Source organism: Streptomyces sp. NPDC037401 (genome assembly GCF_055602345.1).
Window position 1 is genome coordinate 161,354 of record NZ_JBVJWO010000011.1, and the last position, 18,610, is coordinate 179,963.

The 18,610-nt window shown below is 73.3% G+C and carries 16 protein-coding genes; 5 read left to right on the top strand and 11 right to left on the bottom strand.

The window, feature by feature from the left end:
* Positions 1 to 37 precede the first annotated feature (37 nt).
* The 7 genes from ACZ7H1_RS14115 to rsmI all read right to left on the bottom strand — a co-directional run bounded on the left by ACZ7H1_RS14115 (position 38) and on the right by rsmI (position 7,660).
* Entirely contained in the window at positions 38 to 1,837 is a 1,800-nt protein-coding gene (locus ACZ7H1_RS14115) for an ABC-F family ATP-binding cassette domain-containing protein (protein WP_470786527.1), read from the bottom strand.
* Positions 1,838 to 1,905: 68 nt separating this feature from the next.
* On the bottom strand, positions 1,906 to 2,802 hold the full coding sequence (locus ACZ7H1_RS14120) for a 4-(cytidine 5'-diphospho)-2-C-methyl-D-erythritol kinase (RefSeq protein WP_470786528.1): 897 nt from the start codon (positions 2,800 to 2,802) through the stop codon (positions 1,906 to 1,908).
* Positions 2,799 to 3,653, bottom strand: a complete 855-nt coding sequence (rsmA, locus tag ACZ7H1_RS14125) for a 16S rRNA (adenine(1518)-N(6)/adenine(1519)-N(6))-dimethyltransferase RsmA (protein WP_470786645.1) — start codon at positions 3,651 to 3,653, stop codon at positions 2,799 to 2,801. The genes ACZ7H1_RS14120 and rsmA overlap by 4 nt, the downstream gene beginning before the upstream one ends.
* Positions 3,654 to 3,730: 77 nt before the next feature.
* On the bottom strand, positions 3,731 to 5,059 hold the full coding sequence (locus tag ACZ7H1_RS14130) for a ubiquitin-like domain-containing protein (RefSeq protein WP_470786530.1): 1,329 nt from the start codon (positions 5,057 to 5,059) through the stop codon (positions 3,731 to 3,733).
* Positions 5,060 to 5,200: 141 nt separating this feature from the next.
* Positions 5,201 to 6,073 (bottom strand): TatD family hydrolase, encoded by an 873-nt coding sequence (locus tag ACZ7H1_RS14135; RefSeq protein ID WP_470786532.1) that lies wholly within the window; start codon positions 6,071 to 6,073, stop codon positions 5,201 to 5,203.
* A 10-nt stretch (positions 6,074 to 6,083) separates the two neighbouring features.
* Positions 6,084 to 6,593, bottom strand: coding sequence for a hypothetical protein (locus ACZ7H1_RS14140; RefSeq protein WP_470786534.1), 510 nt, complete (start codon positions 6,591 to 6,593; stop codon positions 6,084 to 6,086).
* 170 nt (positions 6,594 to 6,763) lie between these two features.
* The gene (rsmI, locus tag ACZ7H1_RS14145; protein ID WP_470786536.1) at positions 6,764 to 7,660 is read right to left on the bottom strand and encodes a 16S rRNA (cytidine(1402)-2'-O)-methyltransferase; all 897 of its coding nucleotides are present in this window, start codon (positions 7,658 to 7,660) and stop codon (positions 6,764 to 6,766) included.
* A 61-nt stretch (positions 7,661 to 7,721) separates the two neighbouring features.
* Between rsmI and ACZ7H1_RS14150 the strand changes: the two genes are divergently transcribed.
* From ACZ7H1_RS14150 to ACZ7H1_RS14165, 4 genes are all read left to right on the top strand, one after another.
* Positions 7,722 to 9,470: a dolichyl-phosphate-mannose--protein mannosyltransferase gene (locus ACZ7H1_RS14150; RefSeq protein ID WP_470786538.1), complete on the top strand. Its 1,749-nt coding sequence runs from the start codon at positions 7,722 to 7,724 to the stop codon at positions 9,468 to 9,470.
* Between the two features lie 116 nt (positions 9,471 to 9,586).
* Positions 9,587 to 11,212 carry a penicillin-binding transpeptidase domain-containing protein gene (locus tag ACZ7H1_RS14155; protein WP_470786540.1) on the top strand — a complete coding sequence of 542 codons (1,626 nt, stop codon included), beginning with the start codon at positions 9,587 to 9,589 and terminating at the stop codon, positions 11,210 to 11,212.
* A 76-nt stretch (positions 11,213 to 11,288) separates the two neighbouring features.
* Entirely contained in the window at positions 11,289 to 11,759 is a 471-nt protein-coding gene (locus ACZ7H1_RS14160) for a YbaK/EbsC family protein (RefSeq protein WP_470786541.1), read from the top strand.
* Between the two features lie 145 nt (positions 11,760 to 11,904).
* Entirely contained in the window at positions 11,905 to 13,065 is a 1,161-nt protein-coding gene (locus ACZ7H1_RS14165) for a serine hydrolase domain-containing protein (RefSeq protein WP_470786543.1), read from the top strand.
* 25 nt (positions 13,066 to 13,090) lie between these two features.
* On the opposite strand, the gene ACZ7H1_RS14170 is transcribed toward ACZ7H1_RS14165, so the two are convergent.
* The 3 genes from ACZ7H1_RS14170 to ACZ7H1_RS14180 are packed head-to-tail and all read right to left on the bottom strand — an operon-like array spanning position 13,091 to position 15,709.
* Positions 13,091 to 13,882: an energy-coupling factor ABC transporter ATP-binding protein gene (locus ACZ7H1_RS14170; protein WP_470786545.1), complete on the bottom strand. Its 792-nt coding sequence runs from the start codon at positions 13,880 to 13,882 to the stop codon at positions 13,091 to 13,093.
* Positions 13,870 to 14,631 carry a cobalt ECF transporter T component CbiQ gene (cbiQ, locus tag ACZ7H1_RS14175; RefSeq protein WP_470786547.1) on the bottom strand — a complete coding sequence of 254 codons (762 nt, stop codon included), beginning with the start codon at positions 14,629 to 14,631 and terminating at the stop codon, positions 13,870 to 13,872. Before cbiQ ends, ACZ7H1_RS14170 begins: the two co-directional genes overlap by 13 nt.
* Before the next feature lies 1 nt (position 14,632).
* Positions 14,633 to 15,709: an energy-coupling factor ABC transporter permease gene (locus ACZ7H1_RS14180; protein WP_470786549.1), complete on the bottom strand. Its 1,077-nt coding sequence runs from the start codon at positions 15,707 to 15,709 to the stop codon at positions 14,633 to 14,635.
* Positions 15,710 to 15,876: 167 nt separating this feature from the next.
* Between ACZ7H1_RS14180 and ACZ7H1_RS14185 the strand changes: the two genes are divergently transcribed.
* A complete protein-coding gene (locus tag ACZ7H1_RS14185; protein ID WP_470786550.1) occupies positions 15,877 to 16,278 on the top strand; it encodes an SsgA family sporulation/cell division regulator in 402 nt (133 codons plus the stop codon).
* A 61-nt stretch (positions 16,279 to 16,339) separates the two neighbouring features.
* Here the strand turns inward: ACZ7H1_RS14185 and ACZ7H1_RS14190 are convergent, their stop codons facing one another.
* On the bottom strand, positions 16,340 to 18,574 hold the full coding sequence (locus ACZ7H1_RS14190; RefSeq protein ID WP_470786552.1) for an MMPL family transporter: 2,235 nt from the start codon (positions 18,572 to 18,574) through the stop codon (positions 16,340 to 16,342).
* Positions 18,575 to 18,610: the final 36 nt, after the last annotated feature.

An 18,610-nucleotide genomic window follows, 5' to 3' on the forward strand; every position in this document is an offset into this window, starting at 1 on the left:
CGTTATCCGGCCAGTTGACGGCCGGAGGGGTGGATTCCTATGCGTCTTCGGCGAGCTCCAGCCAGCGCATCTCCAACTCGTCCCGCTCGGAGAGCAGTTCCCTCAGATCGGCGTCGAGCTTGGCCACCTTGTCGTAGTCGGTGGCGTTGTCGGCGATCTGCGCGTGCAGCTGGGACTCGCGGTCGGAGAGCTTGTTGAGCTGACGCTCGATCTTCTGGAGTTCCTTCTTCGCAGCCCGGGAGTCGCCCGCCGGCTTCTCCTTGGCGGGGGCGGAGGGAGCGGGCGCGGGAGCCGCGGCCTCGATCATCCGCCGACGGCGCTCCAGGTACTCGTCCAGGCCGCGCGGCAGCATCCGCAGGGTCTGGTCGCCGAGCAGCGCCATCACGGTGTCGGTGGTGCGCTCGATGAAGAAGCGGTCGTGGCTGATGACGATGAGCGAGCCGGGCCAGCCGTCGAGGAGGTCCTCCAGCTGGGTGAGGGTCTCGATGTCGAGGTCGTTGGTGGGCTCGTCGAGGAAGAGGACGTTCGGCTCGTCCATCAGCAGGCGCAGGATCTGCAGGCGGCGGCGCTCACCGCCGGAGAGGTCGCCGACGGGCGTCCACTGCTTCTCCTTGGTGAAGCCGAACTGCTCGCAGAGCTGACCGGCGGTCATCTCTCGGCCCTTGCCGAGGTCGACCCGGTCGCGGACGCGCTGGACGGCTTCCAGGACCCGCAGGGAGGGGTCGAGTTCGCCGACCTCCTGGGAGAGGTAGGCGAGCTTGACGGTCTTGCCGACCGTGATCTTGCCCGCGGCGGGCTGGGTGTCGCCCTGCGTGCGCGCGGCCTCGGCGAGGGCGCGCAGCAGGGAGGTCTTGCCGGCGCCGTTGACGCCGACGAGGCCGATGCGGTCGCCGGGGCCGAGGTGCCAGGTGAGGTGCTTGAGGAGGGACTTCGGCCCGGCCTGGACGGAGACGTCCTCGAGCTCGAAGACCGTCTTGCCGAGGCGGGCGTTGGCGAAGCGCATCAGCTCGGAGCGGTCGCGCGGCGGCGGCACGTCGGCGATGAGTTCGTTGGCCGCCTCGATGCGGTAGCGCGGCTTGGAGGTCCGGGCGGGGGCACCGCGGCGCAGCCAGGCCAGCTCCTTGCGCATCAGGTTCTGCCGCTTGGACTCCTCGGTGGCGGCGATGCGGTCGCGCTCGGCGCGGGCGAAGACGTAGTCGCTGTAGCCGCCTTCGTACTCGTGCACGTCACCGCGCTGGACGTCCCACATCCGGGTGCAGACCTGGTCGAGGAACCAGCGGTCGTGGGTGACGCAGACGAGGGCGGAGCGGCGCTCCTGGAGGTGCGCCGCCAGCCAGGCGATGCCTTCGACGTCGAGGTGGTTGGTGGGCTCGTCGAGGACGAGGAGGTCCTGCTCGGCGATGAGCAGCTTGGCGAGCGCGATGCGGCGGCGCTCGCCGCCGGAGAGCGGGCCGATGACGGTGTCGAGGCCCTGCCCGAAGCCGGGGAGGTCGAGTCCGCCGAACAGGCCGGTGAGCACGTCGCGGATCTTGGCGTTGCCGGCCCACTCGTGGTCGGCCATGTCGCCGATGATCTCGTGCCGGATGGTGGCGGACGGGTCGAGGGAGTCGTGCTGGGTGAGGACCCCCATGCGGGTGCCGCCGCTGTGGGTGACGCGCCCGGTGTCGGGCTCTTCCAGCTTCGCGAGCATCCGGATGAGGGTGGTCTTCCCGTCTCCGTTCCGGCCGACGACGCCGATCCGGTCCCCCTCGGACACGCCGAGGGAGATGCCGTCGAGCAGGGTACGGGTGCCGTACACCTTGCTGACTGCCTCGACATTGACCAGATTGACGGCCATCAGACGCGCTCCAGGTTGGGGGTTTCGATCAGCCCCTCAGCCTAACCCTCCGGGCAGTGCCCGACCGCTCAGTCGGCGACCACGCGGGCTCCCGGGGCCGGGGAGGTGGCCGGGCGGGCCGTGCGGCAGGTGGCGGAGGCTTCGAGGGCGGCGGTGACCTTGGCCGCGGACTCCTCGTCGCGGACCAGGAAAGCCGTGGTGGGGCCGGAGCCCGAGACGAGGCCGGCGAGGGCGCCGGCGTCCCGGCCCGCGGCCAGGGTGTGCGCCAGCTGCGGGCGCAGCGAGAGCGCGGCGGGCTGGAGGTCGTTGGCCAGGGTCGCGGCGAGCGCGTCCGGGTCGCCGGAGGCGAGGGCGGCGAGGAGGGCCTCGGAGGCCTTGGGGGCGGGCACGTCCCGGTCGGCGGTGAGGCGGTCGAACTCGCGGAAGACGGCCGGGGTGGACAGGCCGCCGTCGGCGACGGCGAACACCCAGTGGAAGGTGCCGGCGGGCAGCGGGGTCAGGAACTCGCCGCGGCCGGTGCCGAGGGCGGCGCCGCCGACCAGGCTGAAGGGGACGTCGCTGCCCAGTTCGGCGCAGATCTCCAGGAGCTCTTCCCGGCTCGCCCGGGTGCCCCAGAGCGCATCGCAGGCGAGCAGGGCCGCGGCGCCGTCCGCGCTGCCGCCGGCCATGCCGCCGGCGACGGGGATGTCCTTGTCGATGTGGAGGTGGACGTCCGGCTCGATGCCGTAGCGGGCGCCGAGGAGTTCGGCGGCCCGGGCGGCGAGGTTGGTGCGGTCCAGCGGGACCTGTGCGGCGTCCGGTCCGGAGCAGGTGATCCGCAGGGAGTCGGCCGGGGTGGCGGTCACCTCGTCGTACAGCGAGACGGCGAGGAAGACGTTGGCGAGGTCGTGGAAGCCGTCGGGGCGGGCGGCTCCGACGGCGAGCTGGACGTTGACCTTCGCCGGTACGCGGACGGTGACGCTCACAGTGCGGCCCTCTCCTGCTCGGGCTTGTTCTCCGCGATCCGGGCGAACTCCTCGACGGTGAGGGCCTCGCCGCGGGCCTGCGGGGAGATCCCGGCGGCGACGAGGGCGGCCTCGGCGGCGGGTGCCGAGCCGGCCCAGCCGGCCAGGGCCGCGCGCAGCGTCTTGCGGCGCTGGGCGAAGGCGGCGTCGACGACGGCGAAGACCTCGGCCTTGCTGGCGGTGGTGGCCACCGGCTCGGTGCGGCGGACGAGCGAGACGAGTCCGGAGTCGACGTTGGGCGCGGGCCAGAAGACGTTGCGGCCGATGGCTCCGGCGCGCTTGACGTCGGCGTACCAGTTGGCCTTGACGGAGGGGACGCCGTAGACCTTGTTGCCGGGGCGGGCGGCGAGCCGGTCGGCGACCTCGGCCTGGACCATGACGAGGGTCCGCTCGATGGTCGGGAAGCGGTCGAGCATGTGGAGCAGCACGGGGACGGCGACGTTGTACGGCAGGTTGGCGACGAGCGCGGTGGGCGCCGGGCCGGGCAGCTCCTGAACCACCATGGCGTCCGAGTGGACGAGCGCGAAGCGGTCCTTGCGGTGGGGCATGCGGGCGGCGATCGTCGCGGGCAGTGCGGCGGCCAGGACGTCGTCGATCTCGACGGCGGTGACCCAGTCGCCGGCCTCGAGCAGTGCCAGTGTCAGCGAGCCGAGCCCGGGGCCGACCTCGACCACCACGTCCTCGGGACGCACGCCGGCCGTGCGCACGATGCGGCGCACCGTGTTGGCGTCGATGACGAAGTTCTGCCCCTTCTGCTTCGTCGGGCGTACGCCGAGGACGGCCGCGAGTTCGCGGATGTCGGCAGGTCCCAGGAGCGCGTCGGGGGCTTCCGGGGTGGCGGGCGTCGTGTCGGGCGTCGTGTCGGGCGTCGCGTCAGGCTCAGTGGTGCTCACCGGTAAAGCCTACGGCCGCAGTGCGGCCACGGACTCGCCCCCCGCTGTACGTAGAGCTTCTTGGCCCGGTACGTCTGCTCGCCGGCGCTCGCGTCCTGGGCCCTGCCGCTGCCGCCGAGGCTGCGCCAGGTGCTGACGTCGAACTGGTACAGGCCGCCGTAGGTGCCCGACGGGTCGACCGCGCCGGGGCGGCCGCCGGACTCGCAGGCGGCCAGCGCACCCCAGTCGAGGCCGTCGGCGCCCGACACGGAGGTCGGCAGCGCCCGGGTGCCGACCTTGACGACCTGGGTGACGGGCTCGCGGACGACCTCCTCGGTGATCCGGCGGGGCTTCTGGCGGACGCCGTTGACGGTCCGCAGGGCGTAGGTGACGCGGCGTGCGCCGGGCCGGCCGGCCCGCTCGACGACCTCGGTGCCGGCGAAGAGCGAAGCGTCCTTGATCCGTTCCTCGGCGTACGGGATCTGCTCCTCGCGGACCTCGCGGGTGCCGGTGATCCGCAGGACGGTGACGGTCTGGCCGTCGCGGGGGAACGTCTCGGGCGGTACGGAGGTGGTGTCCTGGCCCTGGAGGGTGATGCCGGCCTGTTCCAGGGCCTCGCGGATGGTGGCGGAGTTGGTGCGGATGGTCCGCTCGCGGCCGTCCGCCATGAAGGTGACGGTGCGTTCGGTGCGCACGCTCAGCGTCAGGCCGCGGCGGGAGATGGGCGCGGAGCGGGAGGTGGAGAGGTAGGCGCCTTCGGCGCGCACGCCGAGCTGGCGCAGTGCGCCGTCGACGGTGCGGGCGGTGGTCCACACCTGGCGGCGCCGGCCGTCGAGGGTGAGCAGCAGGGGGCGGCCGTAGCGGAGGACGATCTCGTCGCCGTCCTCCAGGCGGGCGGTGTGGCCGGGGGCGACCAGGTCGTGGCTGCCGACGCCGAGGCCTTCGGCGGCGAGCAGCTCGTCGACGTCGTCGGCGAAGGTGTGCAGGGTGCGGGGGACGCCGTCGACGGTGAGGCGGACGGCCTTGTCGCTGGCGACGAAGGCGGAGGTGCCGCCGGCGAGGAAGGCGACGACGAGGGCCTGCGGGACGAGGCGGCGCCAGCTGTCGGGGCCGGCGGCGCGGCGGCTGCGGCGGCGGCGGCCGGCCCGGCCGGGGGGCGGGCCGGCGTCTCCTTCGTAGGGGGGAGGGGCCGGCGCGGGTACGGCCCGGCGGCGGCCGGTGCCGGGTGCGCCGGCGTCGTCTTCGTACGGGGGGCCGCCCTGGCCCGGCACGGGAACGGCCGTGGTGGCCGCCGGAACCGCCCGGCGGCGTCCGGTCGCCCGGTGACTGCCCTGCGTATCGCTCACGACTCGCTCCCTGGTGGTTCGGGCAGGGGAGACTAGCGGAGCGATCGTCACGCGACAAAGCGGCGCGACTACGGACAGTAGTGCGACGGGCCGGGCTGTGGGGGCGGGCGTGCGCGGTGCCCGTGGCGCGGCGGGGAGCCGTCAGTACCCGAAGGCGCGGGCGGTGTTCGCGGCGAGGGCGGTCGCGAGGGTGTCCTCGTCGATGCCGCGCGCCGCGGCCATGGCGCGGACCGTGATCGGAATGAGATACGGGGCGTTGGGCCGTCCGCGGTACGGCGCCGGGGTGAGGAACGGCGCGTCCGTCTCGACGAGGACCCGGTCGAGCGGGGTCACGGCGAGGGCGTCGCGCAGCCCCTGCGCGTTCTTGAAGGTGACGGTCCCGGCGAAGGACAGGTAGTAGCCCGCGGCCGCGCACTCGCGGGCCATGTCGGCGTCGCCGGAGTAGCAGTGGAACACGGTCCGTTCCGGGGCGCCCTCTTCGCGCAGGACGCGCAGGACGTCGGCGTGGGCCTCGCGGTCGTGGATGACGAGCGCCTTGCCCTGCCGCTTGGCGATCTCGATGTGCGCGCGGAAGGAACGCTCCTGCGCGGCCATGCCCTCGGGGCCGGTGCGGAAGTAGTCGAGGCCGGTCTCGCCGACGGCCTTGACGTGCGGGAGGGCGGCGAGGCGTTCGATCTCGGCGAGGGCCTCGTCGAGCGCGCTGTCGCCTCCGGGGGTGCGGGCGCCCTGGCGGGACCAGCCGTCGGGGTCGCCGAGCACGATCCGTGGGGCTTCGTTGGGGTGCAGGGCCACGGCCGCGTGGACGTTGTCGTACTGGGCGGCCGTCTCGGCGGCCCACAGGGAGCCCTTCACGTCACAGCCCACCTGGACGACGGTGGTCACGCCGACGGAGGCGGCCTTCCGGAGGGCCTCCTCGACCGTGCCGTCCTGCATGTCCAGGTGGGTGTGGGAGTCGGCCACCGCCACCCGGAGCGGCTCGGGCAGCGGCGGCGGGGTGTCCTTCGAAGAGCTCATACGGCCGATCTTATGAGGATCGGCCGGTACGGAAGAGGTCGCGCAGGCGGGCCATGAGCCCGGGGCCCTCGCCGCGGTCGGCGGCGGTCACCGCCACCGGTCCGGGCGCGTCGTGGCTCGACACGGCGGAGTGCCGGTGGTGCCGGTGCGCGCGGTCGTGTTCGCGGTCGTCGCCCGTGGACGGGACGGGTCCGGCGATGCCCGGGGCGATCCGGTGGTGGAAGAGCTGGTCCACGACGCCCAGTACCGAGGAGACCTGGCCCTCCCGCATGATCCGCACCACGTGGCCGCCGCAGTTCAGGCAGGTCGGGTTGGACAGCGGGGACGGGACCCGCTCGCCGTTCGCCGTGTACATGATGAACGGCTCGCCCTTGCCGTCGGTGTGGTGCTCGATCTCGTACGCCTGCTCCCAGCCGTACCCGCACTTCATGCAGGCGAAGGAGTACGCCTCGCGTACGGTGCTCACGCCGGTGCGCGGGGCGGCCGGTGCGGGGACCGGGGTGTCTGCGATCTCACTCATGCCAGCTCCTCTGGTCCGCTGGTGACAACTGCCAGTGGACGCCTGTTCCGGCGGGAGCGCATCAGGCCCTGTCGAGTATTGGACCGCCTTTGGGCCGTTCATGACTGTTCACGCCCAAAGCACCCGGTGCGCGACCTAATCTTTGCCTTTCAGACTAGCCCTTTACCCGGTTACGGCATCTTGTGTTCCGCATTCTTTGCCGCCACCACGGCGTCGAACACCTCGCGCTTGGGTAGGCCCGCCTCCGCCGCCACGGCCGCGATGGCCTCCTTGCGGCGCTCGCCGGCCTCCTCGCGCACCCGCACCCGGCGGACCAGCTCCTCCGCGTCCAGCTCCGCGGGTCCGGCCTCCGGCGCACCCTCGACCACGACCGTGATCTCGCCGCGCACGCCCTCGGCCGCCCAGGCCGCGAGCTCGCCGAGCCCGCCGCGCTTGACCTCCTCGTACGTCTTGGTCAGCTCGCGGCAGACCGCGGCACGCCGGTCGGCGCCGAAGACCTCGGCCATCGCCGCGAGGGTGTCGTCCAGCCGGTGCGGGGCCTCGAAGTAGACGAGCGTCCGCCGCTCGTCCGCGACCTCGCGCAGCCGTCCCAGGCGCTCCCCCGCCTTGCGCGGCAGGAAGCCCTCGAAGCAGAAGCGGTCCACCGGCAGCCCCGACAGCGCGAGCGCGGTCAGCACGGCGGACGGGCCGGGCACGGCCGTGACCTTGATGTCCTGCTCCACGGCCGCCGCGACGAGGCGGTAGCCGGGGTCCGAGACCGAGGGCATGCCCGCGTCGGTGACCAGCAGGACGCGGGCACCGCCCGCCAGCGCCTCGACCAGCTCGGGGGTCCGCGCGGATTCGTTGCCCTCGAAGTAGGAGACGACCCGGCCCGTGGTGTGGATGCCGAGCGCGCGCGTCAGGCCCCGCAGCCGGCGGGTGTCCTCCGCGGCGACGATGTCGGCGGTCTCCAGCTCGGCGGCCAGGCGGGGCGGCGCGTCGGAGATCTCCCCGATGGGCGTGCCGGCGAGGACGAGGACACCGGCACCGGATCCGGAGCCGGGAGCGGAAGGCTGCTGTTCAATCACCTCACCATCCTCGCAGCCCCGATCACCTGTCTCGCACAGATGCGTTCCCTACGATGACCCGGTGACCAGTACCGCGACTCCCCACACCGGCCCCGCGGGGGCGCCGCCCGGCACCCCGGGCGGCGACGAGCCGGCCTCCTGGCCGAGCCGACTGCGCCGTTTCGGCTACATCCCGTCCGAGGCGGGGCGCGCGGACGTGCGCCGGCGGCTCGTACCGCCGTACGCCCGGCCTTCCGGGAACCTGTGGAAGGCGCTGGGCGTGCCCGCGGCCACGGCCGAGAGGTTGCTGCGGGTCCTGGCCTGGGCGGGTCCGCTGCTGGTCGCGCTGGTCGCCGGAGTGCTGCGGTTCGTCGGCCTGGGCAGCCCGAAGGCGGTGATATTCGACGAGACCTACTACGCCAAGGACGCCTGGGCGACGGTCCGGCAGGGCTACGAGGCCAGCTGGCCCAAGGACATCGACAAGTCGATCATCGCGAACCCGGACGGGGTCAGCCTGCCGCTGGACCCCGGCTACGTCGTGCACCCGCCGGTCGGCAAGTGGGTCATCGGGCTCGGCGAGTGGATGTTCGGCTTCGACCCCTTCGGCTGGCGGTTCATGACCGCGCTGCTCGGGACCCTGTCCGTGCTGATGCTGTGCCGGATCGGCCGACGGCTGTTCCGCTCGACGTTCCTGGGCTGCCTGGCGGGCGTGCTGCTCGCGGTGGACGGCCTGCACTTCGTGATGAGCCGGACCGCGCTGCTCGACCTGGTGCTCATGTTCTTCGTACTGGCGGCCTTCGGTGCGCTGCTGGTCGACCGCGACCGGGCCCGGGCGCGGCTGGCGGCGGCGCTGCCGGTGGACGCGGAGGGCGTCGCCCACCCGGACGCGCACATCGCGCAGACCCTGCGGCTGGGGTGGCGGCCCTGGCGCCTGGTGGCCGGGGTCTGCCTCGGCCTGGCCTTCGGCACCAAGTGGAACGGCCTGGTGGTGCTGGCGTTCTTCGGGCTGATGACGGTCCTGTGGGACGCGTCGGCGCGCCGGGTGGCGGGCGCGGGCGCCCCGTACGCCGCGATGCTCCGGCGGGACGCGCTGCCGGCGTTCGTCTCCACGGTGCCGGTGGCGATCGGCGTGTACGTGGCCTCCTGGACGGGCTGGATCCTGAGCCCCGACAACGGCAAGGGCGGCTACTTCCGCGACTGGTCCGCCAAGCAGGGCGGGGTGTCGTGGCTGCCGGACTGGCTGACCAGCCTGTGGCACTACGAGACCGAGGTGTACAAGTTCCACGTCGGCCTGACCTCAGGCCACACCTACGAGTCGAACCCGTGGAGCTGGCTGGTCCTGGGCCGCCCGGTCTCCTACTTCTACGAGTCGCCGGCACCGGGCACCGACGGCTGCCCGGCCACCGAGACGGCCAAGTGCGCCCGCGAGGTGCTGGCCCTGGGCACCCCGCTGCTGTGGTGGACGGCCTGCTTCGCGCTGCTGTACGTGCTGTGGCGCTGGGTCTTCCGCCGGGACTGGCGGGCGGGCGCGATCGTGTGCGCGCTGGCCGCCGGGTACCTGCCCTGGTTCAACTACCAGGAGCGGACGATCTTCTACTTCTACGCCGTGGTCTTCGTCCCGTACCTCTGCCTCGCGGTGGCGATGCTGGTCGGAGCCCTGCTCGGACCGGCGGGCTCCTCGGAGCGGCGGCGCGCGGCGGGGGCGATCGGCGCGGGCGTGCTGGTCCTGCTGATCGTCTGGAACTTCATCTACTTCTATCCGATCTACACCGGCCAGTCCCTGCCGATGGAGTCGTGGCGCAACCGCATGTGGCTCGACACCTGGGTCTGACGGGAGGGGCTGAGTACGCATACTCACGCCGGTGCGCGCCCGCCCGCATAGAGTGCAACCAGCGCGAGTCTTTGAACGGATTGAAAAACTCGCGGTGACTCCTGGGGAGGGGACCGATGAACGGGGCCGCTAAGGCCGCGATCGTCGCCGGGGTGTTCCTGGCGATGGTCGGCGGGGCGGGGTACGGCATGTACAGCCTGCTGGAGGAGGACCTCTCGGGCGGCGAGGGGGCCGCGGCCGCGGTGGCGAAGGAGCGCAGCGGGCCGCCGACCGGTGAGGAGGTCTCCCGGACGGCGAAGGACTTCCTGGCCGCCTGGGCCGCCGGTGACGCCGGGACGGCGGCAGGGCTCACGAACAACCCCACCGAGGCCCGGGACGCGGTCGCCGGGTACCGGACCCAGGCGTACATCACCGGCGCCGTGATCACCCCGGGCACTGTGCGGGGCGCGACCGTGCCGTTCACGGTGCGGGCGAAGGTGACGTACGAAGGCGTGACCAAGCCGCTCGCGTACGCCTCGCAGCTGACGGTCGTGCGCGGGGTGACGACGCGGGCCCCGCTGGTCGACTGGCAGCCGGCCGTGCTGCACCCGCAGCTGGCGCGGGGCGAGCGGCTGCGGGCCGGGGGCCCGCCCAACCCGGCCGTCGAGGCGGTGGACCGCCGCGGCAAGCCGCTGTCCGCGGACCGGTACCCGTCGCTGCGGACGGTCCTGGACCGGCTGCGCGAGACGTACGGCGCGCAGTCGGGCGGCAAGCCGGGCGTGGAGCTGTGGATCGAACCGGCCGCCGCGGACGGCCCGAAGCGGACCCTGCTGACCCTCGACAAGGGTGAGCCGGCGCGCATCCGGACGGCGCTGGACGCCCGGGTGCAGGCGGCCGCCGAGCGGGCGGTGGCCCGCCATCCGGAGTCCTCGGTGGTCGCGGTCAAGCCGAGCACGGGAGAGATCCTGGCCGTCGCCAACAACCGGACCGACGGCTTCAACGCCGCCATGGAAGGACGCCGGGCACCCGGCTCCACGATGAAGATCGTGACGGCCGCGATGCTCCTGGACCGGGGCGCGGCCTCGCCGGGCGCCCCGGCGCAGTGCACCGAGGAGGCCGAGTGGGGCGGCCGGCCCTTCCACAACCTGAACCGCCGTGCGCTGCCGGGGGCCAACTTCGCGACGGCGTTCGCGCAGTCCTGCAACACGGCCTTCATCAAGCGGATCGACGCCGTGGACGACGACGGGGCGCTGTCCGAGGAGGCCCGTGAGGTCTTCGGCATCGGGCTGGACTGGAAGACGGGCGTGGTCTCGCAGGACGGCCAGGTGCCGGAGGCGACCGGGGCGGAGGCGGCCGCCGCCTACATCGGCCAGGGCCGGATCACCATGAACCCGCTGAACGTCGCCTCGATCATGGCCACGGCGAAGAGCGGGGTGTTCCGCCAGCCGGTGCTCGTCCCGCGCTCGCTGGACGGCCGGCAGCTGGCGACCGCGGCCCGCACGATGAAGCCGTCGGTGGCCCGCCGGCTGCGGGACATGCTCCGCCTGACCGCGACGAGCGGGACCGGCGCGGGGGCGATGGCCCGGGTCGGCGGCGACAAGGGCGCGAAGACGGGTTCGGCGGAGGTCGACGGCGCCGGCAGCCCGGACAGCTGGTTCACCGGCTTCAGCGACGACGTCGCGGCGGCGGCCATGGTCGAACGCGGCGGCCACGGCGGCGACGCGGCGGGTCCCGTCGTGGCAGCGGTCCTCCGCGCGGGGTAGGGCGTGCCGGGCCCCGGGGGTGAGACGCGCTCGCCCGGGGGCTGTTCACGCGGGTGGCTGCGGGTAGCGTGCGGGCATGACCATCACCGCGCATCCGCGCTTCGCCGAGGCCCTCGGCGCGCTGGGGCTGGACGTCGAGGTCCGCGGCTTCCCCGAGGGGACGCGGACCGCCGCCGATGCGGCCGCGGCCATCGGCTGCGAGCTGGGCCAGATCGTCAAGTCCCTCGTCTTCGCGGCAGACGGTGCGCCCGTCCTGGTCCTCATGGACGGCGCCTCCCGCGTCGACGTCGACGCGGTCCGCCGCGAGCTGGGCGCACGGGCGGTGACCCGCGCGGACGCCGCCCTGGTCCGCGAGACCACCGGCTACGCCATCGGCGGCGTACCGCCCTTCGGCCACCGGGTCCGCACCACCGTCCTCGCCGACCGGGGGCTGCTGGCCCACGCGGAGGTCTGGGCGGCCGCGGGGACCCCGCACACGGTGTTCGCGATGGCGCCGGCCGAGCTGATCGCCCGGGCGGGCGCCCGGGTCACCGACGTCCGCGCCTGATCACGGGGACGTCGGCGCCTGATCCGGGGCCGGGCCGGCCCCGGCCCGGCCCCGGCCCGGCCCCGGAAGTTCCGCCCCGCCGTCCGCGTTGCACCATGGTGGGCGGCACCACCGGGGTGCCGCAGCACTTCCAGGGAGCACGGACGTGGACGTCCAGGGCACGGTGGCGGCGGGGTTCGAGCCCGTCAGGGACGCGTTCGTACGCAACTTCGAAGCGCGCGGGGACCGGGGGGCGGCCGTGGCCGTCTACCGCGACGGCCGCAAGGTCGTGGACCTGTGGGGCGGTACGCGCGACGCCGACGGGACGCAGCCGTGGACCCGGGACACGGCGCAGGTCGTCCGCTCGGCCACCAAGGGCGTGGCGGCGGCCGTACCGCTGCTGCTGCACCAGCGCGGGCTGCTCGACCTGGACGCGCCCGTGGCCGCGTACTGGCCGGAGTTCAAGGCGGGCGGCAAGGAGAAGGCCCTCGTCCGCCACCTGCTCTCGCACCGCGCGGGCGTGCCGGCGCTCGACACCGGACTGACGCCGGCGCAGGCCGCGGACGGTGTGAGCGGTCCGCGGGCGGTCGCGGAGCAGCAGGCGTTCTGGGAGCCCGGCACCGCGCACGGCTACCACGCACAGACGTACAGCTGGCTGCTCGGAGAGCTGGTCCTGCGGGTCACGGGCCGCTCCCTCGGCCGCTGGCTGGCCGAGGAGATATCCGCGCCGCTGGGCCTGGACCTCTGGGTCGGCCTGCCGGACGAGCAGGCGCACCGGGTGGGCCGGGTCGGGGCCGTCGAACCGCCCGCCGACGCGGCGGGCGCGCTGAAGACCCGCCCCCGCCGGAACGTCTCCGCGGCCTACGCCGACCCCGGCTCGCTGACCCGCCGGGCGTTCGCGGCCATCGACCCGCTCCCGGACGAGAACGACCCCGGCTACCGGGCGGCCGAACTCCCGGCGTCGGCGGGCATCGCCACGGCCGATGCACTGGCCCGCTTCTACGCGGCGGCGATCGGGGACGTCGACGGCGCCGCGCGGCTCTTCGACCCGGCGACGACCGGGCTGGCGCGGGCCGAGGAGTCCGCGGGCCCGGACCGGGTCCTGGTCGTGAACACCCGCTTCGGCCTCGGCTACATGCTGCACGGCGCGGCTTCGCCGCTGCTCTCCCCGGGGTCGTTCGGGCACCCGGGCCGCGGCGGTTCGCTGGGCTTCGCGGACCCGGAGGCCGGGGTCTCGTTCGGCTACGTCACCAACGCGCTGGCCAAGAGCGTCACCGCCGACCCGCGGGCCCAGGCCCTGGTCCGGGCCCTGCACTCGGTGCTCTAGCGGGTGTCGTCGAAGTCCCGGCGGCTCAGCGGGCCGGGACCGTGCGGGGGTCGAAGCCGAAGGGCAGTTCCAGCCGGTGGGCCCGCATCAGGTCCTCGTCGCACAGCAGGTCCCGGGTCGGCCCGTCGGCCGCGATGACCCCCTCGCTCAGCACCACCGAGCGGGGGCACAGCTCCAGCGCGTACGGCAGATCGTGGGTGACCATCAGCACGGTGACGTCCAGCGAGCGCAGGATGTCGGCCAGTTCGCGCCGCGAGGCCGGGTCGAGGTTGGAGGACGGCTCGTCCAGGACGAGGATCTCGGGCTCCATCGCGAGCACCGTCGCCACCGCCACCCGCCGCCGCTGCCCGAAGGACAGGTGGTGCGGGGGCCGGTCGGCGAACGCGGTCATGCCCACCCGGTCGAGCGCGGCCCGTACGCGCTGCTCCAGCTCGGCGCCCCGCAGCCCGGCCGCGGCGGGGCCGAAGGCCACGTCCTCGCGCACGGTCGGCATGAAGAGCTGGTCGTCCGGGTCCTGGAAGACGATGCCGACCCGGCGGCGGATCTCGGCGAAGTTCCGCTTCTCGACGGGCAGCCCGGCCACCGTCACGGTCCCGACGCCGCCGCCGAGGATGCCGTTGAGGTGCAGGACGAGGGTGGTCTTGCCCGCGCCGTTGGGGCCGAGCAGGGCGACCCGTTCGCCCCGCGCGACCGTCAGGTCCACGCCGAACAGCGCCTGGTGGCCGTCCGGGTAGGCGTACGCCAGGCCGGAGACCTCCAGCGAGGGCGCGGCGGGGGCAGGGGACTCGGCGGAAAGGGCAGGGCTCACAGGGTCCATCCCATCAGGCAGACGGCGAGGGCCGCCGCGGGCAGTGCACAGGCGTACGCCCACTGGGCACGCGAGGCCGTGACCTCGTCGATCACCGGCATGGTGCCGGTGTAGCCGCGGCTCACCATGGCCAGGTGCACGCGCTCGCCGCGTTCGTACGACCGGATGAACAAGGCGCCTGCGGTCTTGGCCAGGACGCCCCAGTGCCGGATCCCGCGCGCCTCGAAGCCGCGGGAGCGGCGGGCCACCGACATCCGGCGCAGCTCGTCCGTGACCACGTCGCCGTAGCGGATCATGAACGAGGCGATCTGGACGAGGAGCGGCGGCAGCCCCAGCCGCTGGAGTCCCAGCAGCAGGGCCCGCAGCTCGGTGGTCGAGGCCAGCAGGACGGAGGCGGCCACGCCGAGGGTTCCCTTGGCGAGGACGTTCCAGGCGCCCCAGAGCCCGGAGACGCTGAGCGACATGCCCAGTACCTCCACCCGCTCGCCCTCGGCCACGAACGGCATCAGGACGGCGAAGGCCACGAACGGCACCTCGATCAGCAGCCTCCGCAGCAGGAGGCCCGCGGGGATCCGGGCGACGGCGGCCACGGCCGCGAGCAGCAGCGCGTAGAGGCCGAAGGCCCACACCGCCTCCCGCGGCGTGGACACGACCACGACCACGAAGCAGAAGACCGCGGCGAGCTTGCAGTGCGGCGGCAGCCCGTGGACGGGCGAGTGCCCGTGCCGGTAGAGGCGGTGTGCGTGGCCTGCGCCCATGTCAGCCGGCTTCGCCCGCGAGGGCCGGAGCGGAGTCCGGGGTGTCGGTACGGCGGCGGCGCACCACCCAGAAGACGCCGGTGCCGACGGCGACGGTCGCGCCGACGCCGATCACGCCGGCGAGGCCGCCGGACAGGCGGGCGTTCGTGACGTCCTTGACGCCGTAGTCGGCGAGGGGGGAGTCGGCCGCCGCGTGCTCCTCGACCTTCGCGTCGAAGCCCTTGTCGGCGGCGACCTTCTCCAGGCCGTCGGGGTTGGCGGAGGCGTAGAAGGAGACGAATCCGGCGAGGACCAGTGAGGTCACCAGACCGGCGGCCCAGACGTTGCGGGAGGAGCGGGGACGGGCCGGGGCCGCGGGTGCGTCGGGTGCGGCGGGTACGTCGACGAGTTCACCGTTCACGCGCAGCTTGAGCCTCGTGGTCAGCCCGCGGGCTCCGTGCACCAGGTCGGGGCGGACGGCGATGACGGCGCCGACCGTGGCCGCGGTGATCGCGGCCTCGCCGAGACCGATCAGGGTGTGGACGCCGACCATGGCGGCGAGCACCTTGCCCACCGGCACGTCCGTGGTCCCCCCGATGGCGAAGAGGGCGGTGAACGCGGCGGCCGAGGCCGGTACGGAGAGCAGTGCGCCCGCGAAGGCGGCGACGGTCACCGAGCGCCGGGTGCCGGGGAGCACCGCCAGCAGGCCACGGGAGACGCCGTACGCCACGAGGACGGTGACGACGCCCATGATCGTGATGTTCACGCCGAGGGCGGTCAGGCCTCCGTCGGCGAAGAGGATGCCCTGCATGAGCAGGACGACGGAGACGCAGAGCACGCCCGTGTACGGGCCGACGAGTATCGCGGCCAGCGCGCCGCCGAGCAGGTGTCCGCTCGTGCCCGCCGCGACCGGGAAGTTGAGCATCTGGACGGCGAAGATGAACGCGGCGACGAGGCCGGCGAGGGGCGCGAGGCGCTCTCCGTCCGGGCCGCCGAGTTCGCGCCGGGCGCCGCGGAGGCTGACGGCCACGGCACCGGCCGCCACCACTCCGGCGGCGACGGAGACGGGGGCGTTGATGAATCCGTCGGGCACATGCATGGGGCAGCTCCGCTTCCTGCGGTTCCTGACAAAATCTTTAACCGCTCAAGAATAGTGCTCACCTGCAAACCATTGGCAAGAGCGTCCACGTCACGAAAAGGCCCCGGGCGAATCTCCCCGAATATGCGACATTGGGTAGTAAATACGGTGAAGGTGAGGAGCGGGCCGTGACTGCTGCGTCGATCGAAGAGCGTGTCCGGGCCCGTGTGGTCACCGACGATCCCCTCTACCGCGCGATCCCGGTCGCGCTCCGTTTCGCCGCCGCCGAGCCGCTGGCCGTACGGATCGTCTTCCCGTCCGGGCTCACCCCCGAGGGCACCGACAACGAATGGGCGTTCCCCCGGACCCTGCTGGAGACCGGCCTCCAGTCGCCGACCGGCAGCGGTGACGTCCGGGTCTGGCCCTGCGGCCGGGTCCAGACCGTCGTGGAGCTTCACTCTCCCGACGGAGTCGCCGTCATCCAGTTCGACAGCTCCGCACTGCGCCGCTTCCTGCGCCGTACGTACGCGGCGACCGGTACGGCGGCGACCGGTGCGGCGGCGGCCCGGCGGGCGCCCGTCACCCGATAGGCCGAAGGCCCGGCCGCACCTGTGAGGGGCGGCCGGGCCTTCGGGTACTGCGCGGGTGCGGTCAGGCGTTGACCAGCTCGCGCTCCGCTTCCGGGTCCTGGTCGCGGCCGGTCTCGAGGTGCTTGCGCAGCCCCTCGCCCTCCACGTCGACGTTCGGCAGGACCTTCTGCAGCCAGGCCGGCAGCCACCAGGCCTTGTGGCCGAGCAGGGCGAGCACGGCGGGCACGATCGCCATGCGGACCACGAAGGCGTCGAAGAACACCGCGACCGCGAGGCCGAAGCCGATCATCTTGACCATCTGCTCGCTGGAGCCGATGAAGCCCGCGAAGACCGCGATCATGATCACCGCGGCGGCCGTGACCACCCGGGCGCCGTGCTGGAAGCCGGTCACGATGGCCTGCCCCGGCCGCTCGCCGTGGACGTAGGCCTCGCGCATGCGGGTGACGAGGAAGACCTCGTAGTCCATGGCCAGACCGAAGACCACGCCCACCATGAAGATCGGCATCATGCTCATGATCGGGCCGGTCTGCTCCACCCCGAAGAGCTCGCCCAGCCAGCCCCACTGGAACACGGCGACCACTGCGCCGAGCGCGGCCACCACCGAGAGCAGGAAGCCGAGCGCCGCCTTGAGCGGGACCAGGATCGAACGGAAGACGAGCATCAGCAGCAGGAAGGCGAGGCCGACGACGAGCGCCAGGTAGGGCAGCAGCGCGTCGTTCATCTTCTGCGAGAAGTCGACGTTCATCGCGGTCTGGCCGGAGACCAGGACCTCCGCGCCGGTGTCCTTCTTGACCTCGGCGCCCGTGTCACGGATCTCGTGGACCAGGTTCTCGGTGGCCTCCGAGGAGGGCCGGTCCTTCGGGATCACGGTGATCGTGGTGGTGTCGCCGGCCTTGTTGGGCTGGCCGGGCACCACGGCGACGACGCCGTCGAGCTTCTTGACCTCGTCGGCGACGCGGTCGGCCACCTCGGCGGCGCCCTTACCGTCCCTGGCGTCCTTGCCGTCGACGACCAGCAGCAGCGGGCCGTTGAAGCCCGGTCCGAAGCCGTCCGACAGCATGTCGTACGCCTTGCGCTGGGTGGTGGACACCGGCTGCGCGCCGTCGTCGGGCAGGCCCATCTCCAGCTTGGTGGCGGGAATCGCGATGGCGCCGAGGCCGATCACACCGGCGAGCAGCACGAGGACCGGGCGGCGCAGCACGAAGCGGGCCCAGCGGGTGCCGCCGTTCGGCTTCTGCTCGGCGCCGGCCGGGCGGCCCTTGCCGAAGAGCCTGGACTTCGTACCCGCCGGCAGGACCTTCTTGCCCGCGAAGCCGAGCATGGCCGGCACCAGGGTCAGGGCGACCAGGACCGCGATGACCACGGTCGCGGCCGCCGCGAAGCCCATCTTGGTGAGCATCGGGATGTTGACGACGGCCAGGCCGACCAGGGCGATGACCACGGTCAGTCCGGCGAACACCACGGCCGAGCCGGCGGTTCCGGCGGCCCGGCCCGCGGCCTCCTCGCGCTCGCGGCCCTCGGCCAGCTCGGCCCGGTAGCGGGACACGATGAAGAGCGCGTAGTCGATGCCGACCGCGAGGCCGATCATCATCGCGAGGGTCGAGGTGGTGGTGCCGAGGTCGAGGACGTTCGCCAGGGCGGCGATGGACGAGACGCCGATGCCGACGCCGATCAGCGCGGTCAGCAGCGGGAGTCCGGCCGCGATCAGCGATCCGAAGGTGATGACGAGGACGATCGCCGCGACGATCACACCGATGATCTCGCCGGAGCCGGTCTCCGGCGCGGCCATCAGCGCGTCACCGCCGATCTCCACGGTCAGGCCGGCCTTCTGGGCCTCCTTGCCGGAGTCCTTGAGGGCCTCGCGGGTCTCCTCCGACAGCTCCATCCCGCTGACCTTGTACGAGACCGAGGCGTAGGCCGTCGTACCGTCCTCGCTGGTCGCCTTGCCCTCGTACGGGTCGACGACTCCCGCGACCTGGTCGGAGCCCTTGCGCAGGTCGGCGACGGTCTTCTCGACCTCGGACTTCACACCGGGGTCGGTGATCTTCTGGCCGTCGGGGGCCTTGAAGACGACACGGGCGGTCGCGCCGTCGGCCCGCTGGCCGGGGAAGCGCTGTTCGAGCAGGTCGAAGGCCTTCTGGGCCTCCGTGCCGGGTATCGAGAAGGAGCTCGAGGTCGGGGTGGCCGCGGATGCCGCGCCGAAACCGGCGAGCAGCAGCAGCGCCACCCAGGCGAGGGCGACGAAACGGCGGCGCCGGAAGGCACCTCTGCCGAGTCGGTAAAGGAAGGTAGCCACGGGGTGGTACTCCCGTTCAGGTCGTGGGATGGATCG